Below are 6,110 nucleotides of genomic sequence, written 5' to 3'. Positions count from 1 at the left end.
AGAACATGGCGGGCAGTAACACCTCGCACGTCAGCCAGGTCAAGGCGATTGGCGATGTCATCATGGCCGTGGCCTGGACCAACGTTGGCGCGTTGGCCGTCGCTGGCGGCCTGGCCGACGCGAAGGGCATCGACTGGACCGTGGGTGTGGTCTTCAGCCTGAAGGGCGCCCTGAGCCAGGTCGGCTTCATGATCAACGCCGCTTCGCTGGCGCTGCTCGCCGCTGGTGCCATGATGGCCTTCTACATCCCGATGATCCCGTTCATCGCGTGGATCTCCGGCATCATCAAGTGGGTCGTCTCCGTCGCCGAGGCAATGGTTGCCGCGCCCATCTTCGCTGCGGCGCACATCCATCCCGATGGTGATGACGCAGTCGGCCGTGCGGGTCCGGGCTACATGCTCATTCTGTCGGTGGTGACCCGACCGATCCTGATGCTGTTCGGTCTGATCCTCTCGATCGGCGTGGCCCAGCCGATCTCCCACCTGGTCAACGGCGGCTTCATGCTGGCGACCAAGGGCGCCATGCACGACAGTGCAAATGGCATTGGCGCGCTGGTCGCTTTCGCCATCATCTACGGCATCATCCAGACCACCGTGCTGCACGCGGTCTTCTCGCTGATCAACTACATCCCGGATGCCACCTTCCGCTGGATGGGCAGCGCGGTCGGCATGCACGGCATCGCCGATGGCGAAGCTCGCGAGTCCCAGAGCGTGTTCGCCGGCGCCGCAAGCCACAGCCGTACCGTCATGCCGCACGGCGGCGGTGGCGGCGGCAAGGGCGGCCCCTCACCTGGCGGCGGCGGCGGTGGAAGCGGCGGTGGCGGCCAAGACGGCGGACCGACCACCAGCCACAACGACCATGCACAAACGGCGCCGGCCAACGCTCCTACACGGGACGGCAGCAACTGAAGAAGCCTGCCTGCAAAGGATGACCCCCGACCGCCCCCAGAAATGGGGGCGAGTCGTTTGCGGGGTTCATTCCACCGGCTGCCTGGAATCATCCTCCTGACCCGCATGCTCCAGGGACTCCATCCATTCGGCGAGCACACGCGCTGATGCGAACCGGCCTCGACGAAGAGGATGCAGGTAGGTGCGGACTGGAATCTTCCCCCGCTGCACGGCCTTCCTGAAGGATTCGGCCGTCTTGTAGCCCAACAAGGTTCGGAGATCCGCACCACCGATCTCGGCACCGAACCTGCTGGTCAGCTTGTCTTCCAGCTGCTCGATCCGGGATTGTCTGGCATTGGCCATCGCAGTCACCCTCTTGTGGGGACCGAATCCTACTGCCCGCACGCTGGCACGTAACAGCCAACCGATTTTTCAAAACCGGTACCAGGGACTGAGCGTGACAACAACGGACTGATCGACCACCTCAGGGCGGCTCACTGCGCACCCGTGCGCAGCACAACGCCCTCATGCGCGGATGCCAGAAACGACTCGCCCCCATTTCTGGGGGCGGTCAGCAAGTCTTGGGATCGCAGATCAGCCGCGATGGATGAGATCTTCGGTCTCGGTATGCTCGATCCACAACCCGGTACCGCGCAGCCGGCGATCGACCTCGTCTCTGTTCGCTTCACGTACGACTTCAACGTCGCCAAGTTTGGTCTTGGCGTCGTGCTTCCTCAGCTCAGCCTGCAGCGTCTGCAGCGCTTCACGATTGACATCGTTCTGGAGGGTGCGCACCGTCAACCGATCCTTGGTGCGCTGCAGCTGGTCCTCTGCCTGCGCCAGGCGGCGCTCCAGGTTCTGCGCGTGCACCATCCACTGGTCCGCCCGCACATTGGCATCGTTCGCATTGCGCGTAGCGCGCCGTGCAGCGATGTCGTTGCTGAAGCGCTCCTGCTGCTGACCTTGCTGGAACTCGTAGTAGCTCATAAAGACCCCTGTCCTTGACAACCACACTACGGCATGCTTGCCGCCGGCGTCAAATCAGCCTTCAGGCTGCCGCCGCAGCGGGACGCAGGTCACTGAAATGAACGCCTCGGGTCGGCTCCGGCCGCGGGAGCTTGCACCCCGTGCGCGTCATGTCGGCGACCGCCGCGGCACGGGTGGCCAGCGGCAGGCCCTTGAACAGCTGGCCGCTCAGGCCCGCGTCGATCTGCTCCTGCGAGCGTTTGGTATGCCTGAACTCGATCGCATCGAGCTTCAGGCCGAACAGCACGTCGAACAGGTCCCGATCGCACTTGTAATCGTAGGACCGGCCATCGGTCATMATGCGCAGCTTGTTCGGCTTCAGCTGGCCATCGTGCACGTTCACCGCGGTGTCCAGGCTGACGTACACGTAATCGTTGGGCCGCATGCAGYGCACCAGCGCGTCCAGGCGCAGCTTGCGACGTCGATGGGCCTTGGCATGCATGTAGATACCCGGCATGACCCGGTGAACGATGCCGGCGCTGACGTGCCGATGCATCATGACCTTCATGCCCGCCGAGTAGTCGTCGAAATAGTCGCGAAGCTCACCGATGCTGACCATCCAGGCGTCTCTCTCTGCGAACAGGTCCATTGCCTGGGCGAGCTGCTGCTGATCCATTCCGTGAGGTCTCCTGGTACGTGGTCACACTTTGGGGTCTTCCCGTTAACCACTTACGTACTAGTGTAGAGGTTAACTTTCGTTAGTGTATAAATCCGCGATGCTTGCCGCAACCCACACCAGGATGCGGCGCAATGCGCAACACCTCCCTGCTCACTGCAGCACTGCTTGCCTGGGGCATCAGCCCCGCCCCGACACACGCTGTTGAACACGCCAGCGAGCTCACCGCCGCCAACGCCTTCCAGGTGCGCGTGCCGACACCGCGTGGCCCGTCCGGCCCGATCGACTCCTGGGTCGTGGAGACCATGCTCTCCCAGCCGGGCCAGACCAAAGCCGAGTTCATCCACGATGTCTCGCGCTTCCTGGATGGCTGGACGATGCGAACCAACGTCGAGGCCTGCGCCCAGATCTCCGTCTCGCCGCAAGGCGATCAGTTCGGCGTCCGCATCCTGACCCAGAAGTCGCAGGTCAACTGCATGACCGGCAAGGACATGGTGCCGTTCGACTTCATCAGCACCGGCGAGAGCATCCACTCGCACCCCAACGTCGAAGGCGGCCGTGTCGTGCTCAACGAGTATTCGGCCAAGCTGCTCTCGCTGCTGACCGGCGAGCGCTACCGCAAGGGCGCATCGCTGACGATCCCCTCGCCTGAGAACTTCAGCTCCACCGACTACGAAGGTGGCCGCGGCTTCCTGGTGGCCGAGGGCCGGCTCAAGCATCAGCACGGCGTGGGAACCGAAGAGGACCTGGGCGAGATCCGCGCCAGCTTCGCTGGCCCCTGATCACAGCAGACAACCCAACAAGAAAGGGCGCCCCAGGGCGCCCTTTTCTATTGCCTCGATCGGACGAAGAGAAAGGGCGCCGCGAGGCGCCCTTTCCTGGTCAGCTGCAGGTGACGTGCACGTAGCTGCGATAGTTGTTTGCCTGGCACCAGTTCACGTCGCCATAGCGCGCAGGATTGCCTGAGCAGAATGACCCTATAGCCGCGTCTCTGGCCACGTTACCCTTCGGATTCGCGTTGGCACACGTCGCGTCGTAATTCGTGCGAATGGCATTGGGATCGTAGTAGGGCTGTCCCGTTGGCGAGCAGATGGCCTCGCAGCTGGCGAAGGCTTCGTACGCGTTCTCGAAGTAGTAGTCACAGGCATGGCTACCCTGCCCCATSACGCAGTCCATGTTGAAACTGGAATTGATCATGACSCGYCCGATGTCGGACGCGGTCTGGCAGSYGTTGGGRTCACCRTAGCCGGTSGWGTAGCCRTASSWCTGGTTCTGGTTGAYCTGGCCGCCGTACTGCGGRTCGTAGTTGYTGTAGCTSGTGTAGRYCTGGTGATCCAGCGCGTACTGGAACGCGGAGATCTGCGAGGCGGACATGCCRCCGGACCACGGCGTGGTGTCCGACGAGCTGGARAAGCCGTTGTTGGTCCACATCGTCCGCCACGCGACACCGCGCATGGTGTTCCCCGCGCTGCAATGCTGCACCACTGCCTGGCAGGTGTTGCTTTCGCCCTGCTTTGCGCCGGTGTCGCTCCATCCGCTCCACCCGGTGTCGGAAATCGCCGGCGCCGTCTGCGTGCCTGCCGGACAGTTCTGCGAGGTGGTGCGGGACTGCACTTGCTGCTTCTGCCACGTCCAGCTGCCGGTCTGGCCAGACGGGCACGATTGCGAGGCGCCCACCCACTGGTAGTTCTGCTGGGTAGACGTGGCCTGGCACGCCGTGCAGCTGCCAGCCTGGTTGCGGGTGGTGCCGGTGTCCGACCAGCCCGTCCAGGCCCCATAGATGGGGGCCGGCGGCGAGGTGCCTCCAGCCGGGCAGCTGTAGCTCACGCTGCGGGACCGCACCTGCTGGCGCTCCCAGGTGCGCAGCCCATACTGGCCTGCCGAGCAGGACTGCTGCGTGCCCACCCACTGGTACTCGTACTGCGTGGTGGGCGCAGGACACGTCGTACAGGCAGCAGTGCTCAGATTGCGCGTAGCGCCTGTGTCAGCCCAGCCGCTGAACGCCCCATACGTGGGGGCGGGCAGCGTCGCTGTACCCGCCGGACAGCTGTAGGAGACGGTGCGGTTGCGCGTCTGCTGCTTCTCCCACGAGGTGGTGCCGTAGGTGCCGGCCGGGCAGCCCGCCCCGCTGGCGCCAACCCACTGCGTCTGCGCCTCATTCGTAGGCGAGGGGCAGCTTGTGCACGAACCGGTGTTGTTGCGTGTCGAGCCGTTGTCTGTCCAACCACTCCACGCGCCATAGGTCGGCGGCGGCACGGTGGCCGTGCCTGCCGGGCAGTTGTAGCTCACCGATCGCGTGCGCGACTGCTGCTTTTCCCAGCTCAGGCCGCCGTACTGGCCGGCGGCGCAGGTCGCCGAGGCTCCCACCCATTGCGTGCCGGTCTCCGTGGAGCCGGCCGGACAGTTCACGCAGGTGCTGCTGGCCACTGTCCAGGCAGGTGCGGACCAGCCGGAGTAAGACCACTGCAACGCGCCATTCGGCGTAGGGCACGAAGCCACTGCGGTTCGCTCGCGCGTGCGCGTCAACGTCTGCGAGCCCGCCTGCCCGGCGGGGCAGTTGCCCGTGGTGGTCTCCGGCGAGGTCTCGATCGTGGACTCGCGATCGGGGACCACACAGTTCGGATCGCCCGCATCCAGGCGCATCACGAACGAGCCCACCGGCGCGGCGGCAGGCGCCGGCAAAGCGTCATCGCCTGTCCCAGGCTGGACGATGCGGTTGGAGGCGTTCTTCACGCCGCASASGATCGARTCSCCGCACTTGCGSGCAATCTCGTTGCCATCGGCCAGGCTCTTGGGGGTGAAGTAGACGTAAGCCACGCCGCCGGTGACGTAGTTCGTCACGGTCGGCTCCAGCTGCAGGAACGCCGGCACGTTGGCCTGCGCTCGCGTCAGCGTGCCGGTGAGGCTTGGATCGTTCCGGGCGGCCGTGCTGACGTAGTTGGCGTAGGTTTTGACGTGGTCGGACAGGAACACGACCTCATCGTTGTGCGCCTTGCGCTCAGTCGCGACGTAGGCCGCGGTGCTGCCGCCGGCCAGCGCCACCATCAGGATGACGATCAGGAGATTGCCGTTCATTGTTGCTCCCGCAACAGGGGAATCATGTGGACGAAGTGACTTGGGATCGCACCCCCACCCCGGGGGCTATGCAACTTCCGTCAACCTTTTGACGCCGAGTGTTAACCCACTGCTCACCTGAGTATGGGTATCGACTTTCATTATGGTATCTGTCCAGTAGGGGGCGCGCAACGGAAAYGGGCCCCTTTCGGGGCCCTCCGTCCAACCAGGTTTAGCCGCCCGCCAGCTCAGCTGCAGGTGACGTGCACGTAACTGCGATAGTTGTTGACGTGGCACCAGTTCACATCGCCATAGCGCGCCGGGTTACCGGCACAGAACGCGCCAATGGCGGAGTCTCGGGCGGCACTGCCCTTGGGCGATGCCGCCGTGCACGTCGCGTCGTGCAGTGTCCTGATCGCATTCGGGTCGTAATAGGGCTGTCCCGTAGGCGAGCAGATGGCTTCGCAGCTGGAGAAGGCCTCGTAGGCCTGCTCGAAGTAGTAGTCACAGGCGTGGCTACCCTGCCC

The 6,110-nt window shown here is 64.4% G+C and carries 7 protein-coding genes; 2 read left to right on the top strand and 5 right to left on the bottom strand.

Annotation, left to right across the window (positions count from 1 at the left end):
• A partial coding sequence (locus AC04MI_RS22665) for a DotA/TraY family protein (protein WP_476498766.1) occupies positions 1-908 on the top strand: 908 nt, incomplete at its 5' end.
• A 66-nt stretch (positions 909-974) separates the two neighbouring features.
• Here the strand turns inward: AC04MI_RS22665 and AC04MI_RS22660 are convergent.
• The 3 genes from AC04MI_RS22660 to AC04MI_RS22650 all read right to left on the bottom strand — a co-directional run bounded on the left by AC04MI_RS22660 (position 975) and on the right by AC04MI_RS22650 (position 2,529).
• On the bottom strand, positions 975-1,250 hold the full coding sequence (locus AC04MI_RS22660) for a hypothetical protein (RefSeq protein ID WP_436001396.1): 276 nt from the start codon (positions 1,248-1,250) through the stop codon (positions 975-977).
• A gap of 231 nt (positions 1,251-1,481) precedes the next feature.
• Positions 1,482-1,874 (bottom strand): hypothetical protein, encoded by a 393-nt coding sequence (locus tag AC04MI_RS22655; RefSeq protein ID WP_436001394.1) that lies wholly within the window; start codon positions 1,872-1,874, stop codon positions 1,482-1,484.
• A 61-nt stretch (positions 1,875-1,935) separates the two neighbouring features.
• Positions 1,936-2,529 (bottom strand): hypothetical protein, encoded by a 594-nt coding sequence (locus tag AC04MI_RS22650; protein ID WP_476498765.1) that lies wholly within the window; start codon positions 2,527-2,529, stop codon positions 1,936-1,938.
• A gap of 134 nt (positions 2,530-2,663) precedes the next feature.
• Here AC04MI_RS22650 and AC04MI_RS22645 point away from each other — a divergent pair, with 134 nt between their 5' ends.
• A complete protein-coding gene (locus tag AC04MI_RS22645) occupies positions 2,664-3,311 on the top strand; it encodes a hypothetical protein (RefSeq protein ID WP_436001390.1) in 648 nt (215 codons plus the stop codon).
• A gap of 100 nt (positions 3,312-3,411) precedes the next feature.
• On the opposite strand, the gene pilM is transcribed toward AC04MI_RS22645, so the two are convergent.
• Positions 3,412-5,604 (bottom strand): type IV pilus biogenesis protein PilM, encoded by a 2,193-nt coding sequence (pilM, locus tag AC04MI_RS22640; RefSeq protein ID WP_476498764.1) that lies wholly within the window; start codon positions 5,602-5,604, stop codon positions 3,412-3,414.
• 227 nt (positions 5,605-5,831) lie between these two features.
• On the bottom strand, positions 5,832-6,110 hold a 279-nt coding region (locus tag AC04MI_RS22635), incomplete at its 5' end, for a hypothetical protein (RefSeq protein WP_476498763.1).

Source organism: Acidovorax sp. LjRoot204 (assembly GCF_056175785.1).
This window is presented reverse-complemented; position numbering and strand designations above follow the sequence as displayed.